Consider the following 2,645-nt stretch of genomic DNA (forward strand, 5'->3'; position numbering starts at 1 on the left):
CCCCACGCACGTTCGGGTTCCGCGCTGACGCGGGCGTCGTCGTCGGACTCGACATCGGTGCGCACAAGACCACGGCGCTGGTGGCGGACCTCCGGGGCGAGATCCTGGGCACCGCCTCCGGCGCGTTCCGCGACACTGCGAAAGGAGCGCGGGAGAGGCTCGGCGTGGTGAGCTCGACGGCGATCTCGGCCCTCCGCGCGGCAGGCAGCGCAGCCGAGCGCGTCCTCGCCGTGGGGGCCGGTGTGGCCGCACCGGTGGATCGGAGCGGGCACGTCGCCGAAGGCTCGGACTTCTGGGAGATGTTCGACGTCGGCCTGGCCGCCGCGCTGCGGGAGCGGCACGGATGGCACGTCCTCCTCGAGAACGACGCGAATCTCGCGGCCCTCGCCGAGCAGTGGCTCGGCGCGGCGCGCGGGCTCGACGACGTGGCCGTGGTCCTCGCCGGCGAGCGCCTCGGCGCGGGGATCATCGAGTCGGGGCGGCTGCTCCGCGGCCGCAATGGCGCGGCGGGCGAGCTCGCGTTCCTCGGGCTCGTCGACGGCGCCGTGGGTCCGCATGGCATCGCCCAGCTCGCGAGGGAGTGGGGTGCCGAGGCGGCTGCCCAGCCGCGGGGTCTTGCCGGACTCGCCCCCGCCGACGTCACTGCCGAGGCGGTCTTCGCCGCAGCGGACGACGGCGACTCTGCAGCGGAGGGCGTGCTGCGTCGCCTCGAAGGGCGCATGGCTCGTGTCATTGCCGTGCTGAGCACGCTCCTGAATCCCGAGCTCGTGGTCCTCGGCGGGGCCATCGCCCCCGCGGCCGCCCGGCTGCTCCCCGGCATCCGCCTCGAGTTGAAGGAGCTCACCGAGACGCCCGCAGAGGTCGAGGTGTCCGCCCTCGAAGGGGAGGCCGTGGCGCTGGGGGCCGTGCGTCGGGCCCTCGATGATGTCACTGAGCGGGCGCTGGAAATCGAGTTGCCTGGGCCACAGGCCAACGCGGAACTTTCTGGGGAGCACTTCGCGTCCAAGACAGACAATTAGTGTCGATACTGTTGGAGCAAATGTGACCGTTGATGCGAGGAAACTGGACGGTATTTTGCTCTCTCAAGAGACAATATGTCTGCAATCGATGCAACATTTGCCCCAACGATGCCCCTGACCCCTGCAAGAATTAGATACTCGCAGGCCTTGACGCAGCTCTTAAATTGGCACTAAGAATAGGTCGGGCCAGCGACGGGCCAGCAGATGAGCCAACCAGTGGATCGATCAATGGGGGAATCGTGATGGGGAAAAAGTCGTCACTGTTTGTATTGCAGCAATGGTGTCCACGAGCATTGCCGCATTGGGATTGGGCAGTCCAGCCTTGGCTTCCACGGAGGCCCATCCTTCTCCAATCACCAGTCATGAAAGTGTTTCAAATGACTCGGAGAAAGCAATAGTCGCCAGCAGCAGCACTGCAGTGCGAATGACCTCCTCAGACAGCCGCGGGAAAGTGAGTGCGACAATTGCCCAGCCCGGCCGGGCGATATCGCCAGCCGATTTGCCGCCCGAACGCTTGGCTTCCGCGGGGAGCCGCATCGAATACAGCGCCGGGCAAAGGCTCACGACGGCGATCGAGGAGACTCTCCAACATGTGGAGTTCGACGAACAAACGGCCTTCCCCGTCAGCGCAGATCCGCAATGGTGGCAGATGGGGATTTCGGCGGCCGCAGGCGCAGCGGCCGGCGCCGCAGTAGTTGCGTCAATCCCGGGAGTCGGCCCCACCGTCTTGGCGCCGTAGCGGGAATGGTCGGTAGTATCGTAAAGAACGTTCTCGGATCACGTGGAATCGGTCTGTGATGGCTAAACACAAATGGGGCGAGATACTCGGCTTCACTAGGTCTGAACCGAAGGGAACGAGATCAGCCAAGGATCTAGCGAGAACAGCGGGCATAATTCTGTTCGCCGTGGGAATCGCGAGCCTTCCCTGGGGAAACCTCGCAGCGGCCCTCGTCGTCGCGCTGCTGGGTGTGGCGACGTTTGCAGTGACATTTCTCGGTAAGCCGAGTTCATAGTCCCCCTTACCGTCTGGAACAGGGCGGACCACTCCTCACGATTCATCGCCTCAGCAACGGCCTCGGCCTCCGCAAGACGGTCGCTTCCGACGGCGTTCGGTTCGCTCACCGCTAGTCCGGTTAGTCTTGCCCCTTTGCGGCGTCTTCGGCCGTTGAACGTCTCGCAGCGCCTCCGTCTGTGCTGAGACACCCTCCGGCCGCTCAGATCGCACACTCCGCACGAACGCGGCTGACGGCGTCGCCTGTGCAGCGAGGCCGTCAAGAATCGAGTTGGATGCGACCGACAAGCCGGTGGCGACAACCGCCGACGCCGCATCGATCTCCTCGGGTCCGTACTCGGGCATATCCCAAGACCCGCCGAGGCCCATGCATCCATAGATCAGGCGGGAATCCACCTCGCCATCCGAGAGCGCAGGCGGGACGTCAGTGGCTGTGTGACCCGGTGCGCCACCACTGCGAGCGCGAACGAAAGCGGAAGCGCGTACCAGCCGACCTCAAGCCAGTCCGAGCGGTTCAGGACGCCGAACAGGCACAGCACCGGATAGTGCCAGAGGTAGAGCTCGTAGCTGATGCGACCCACGTAGGCCATGGGCTCCGCGGCCAGGGCTCGGTG

1 protein-coding gene and 1 pseudogene are annotated in these 2,645 nt (G+C 65.4%); one reads left to right on the top strand and one right to left on the bottom strand.

Features of this window, described 5'->3' with window-relative positions:
• A partial coding sequence (locus ACTHL9_RS17970) for an ROK family protein (RefSeq protein WP_440520634.1) occupies positions 1–1,019 on the top strand: 1,019 nt, incomplete at its 5' end.
• 1,392 nt (positions 1,020–2,411) lie between these two features.
• On the opposite strand, the pseudogene ACTHL9_RS17975 reads toward ACTHL9_RS17970, so the two are convergent.
• Positions 2,412–2,645 (bottom strand): annotated as a pseudogene (locus ACTHL9_RS17975) (hypothetical protein); the annotation flags it as partial.

This window comes from Sinomonas sp., assembly GCF_051955515.1.
Classification (GTDB): domain Bacteria; phylum Actinomycetota; class Actinomycetes; order Actinomycetales; family Micrococcaceae; genus Sinomonas.